A 1,307-nucleotide genomic window follows, 5' to 3' on the forward strand; every position below is an offset into this window, starting at 1 on the left:
GGTGCGCGGTGGGCCGGCGTGGTGCGGCCGGGGGCGAGTTCGACGGCCAGTTCGGGGAACTGCTGGAGCAGCGTGCCGATCCAGAGGGCGGCGTGCGCGGTCGGGTCCGTGGCGGCGGACGCCGTCCTCGGGTCGGGCACCGGACTCGGGTCAGGCAAGGGAGCCTCCCCGCGCGGCGGGCAGCACGGGCAGCGCCGTCAGGGCGGCCGGGAGGAGGTGCGCCGGGATCTCGACCGGACGTCCTGAGCGGTAGAGACGGCCGCCGCAGACGCCGTCGAACCAGTTGTCGGCCGGGGCGACGATCCGCTCGCAGTCCCGCCGTACCGTGCAGCGGGCGCAGGCCCGCAGGACCGGGGCGGCCTCCTTGGCCTTCTTGGAGAAGACGGCCTTGGGCGGGAGCCCGGCGCAGGCGGCGGCGGTCTGCCAGCCCGCGGCTCTGTCGTGGGAACGGGGTGGTGAACACGCGTCGGTGGACATGGGGCCTCCCTGTAGGTCGGGTGTGGCACGAGCGTCTGGCACGTGCCGCCCAGGCCGACAAGGTTTACAGATTGCGCGCGCGCTCGCAACGTAAACTTTGGTCACTCACCTCACAGGAGCGACGACGACGTGTCACGAATCCGGTGATCACACCCCCATCTCCACCGAACCTCCGCCAATTTGAGGCCGTTTTTCTCATTGCTTGCACGCGAGCACGTAATTCCGTGCGCGCAAGCAAGCTAAACTCGCCGCATCCAAAGGAAGCGAGCACACAGATGACCAGCCAGGATCTGGACGCGTTCGCCGCGTGGGTCGAGGACCTGATGCGCGACCGCGGCTACGACATCGACAGCCCGCGCGGCGGCGGCAAGTCGCGCATAGCGGACGAGGCGGGTGTCCACCGGGCGGCCGTGACCCGCCTGCTGCAGCGCCAGAGCATGCCGGACCTCGAGACGACCCGCAGGCTCGCCCGGGTACTGGGGGTGCCGGTTCGCGACATGCTCATCCGTTCGGGCCGGCTGACCGCGGAGGAACTGGCCGATCCCCACGACTACTTGGCCTCCCCCGCACCCGGCGCCGAGTTCGCCCGCCGCCCCACGCTGGAGGAGGTCGCCGATCTGCTGGGGGTGCCGGCCGACCGGCGGGAGATGTTCGTCCGCGTGGTCGAGCAGTTCCTGCCGAACGAAGTGCCGGCGGCGGAGTTGGCACACGAGGACGCACGACTGCTGATCACCGACTGATCACCGACTAATCGCCGACTGATCACCGGTTCGCGGAACGAGGGAACTGGTCCCTCCCTCACCGCACCGAGCACCTCCCCCAGCCCTGCC

The 1,307-nt window shown here is 70.4% G+C and carries 2 protein-coding genes; one reads left to right on the forward strand and one right to left on the reverse strand.

Features of this window, described 5'->3' with window-relative positions:
• Window positions 1-150 precede the first annotated feature (150 nt).
• Complete coding sequence (locus JHN63_RS51105; protein ID WP_200691945.1) at window positions 151-477, reverse strand: WhiB family transcriptional regulator; 327 nt, start codon at window positions 475-477, stop codon at window positions 151-153.
• A gap of 275 nt (window positions 478-752) precedes the next feature.
• Between JHN63_RS51105 and JHN63_RS51110 the strand changes: the two genes are divergently transcribed.
• Window positions 753-1,217 carry a helix-turn-helix transcriptional regulator gene (locus JHN63_RS51110; RefSeq protein WP_200691946.1) on the forward strand — a complete coding sequence of 155 codons (465 nt, stop codon included), beginning with the start codon at window positions 753-755 and terminating at the stop codon, window positions 1,215-1,217.
• The last annotated feature ends 90 nt before the right edge of the window (window positions 1,218-1,307 follow it).

This window comes from Streptomyces sp. MBT65, assembly GCF_016612545.1.
Classification (GTDB): domain Bacteria; phylum Actinomycetota; class Actinomycetes; order Streptomycetales; family Streptomycetaceae; genus Streptomyces.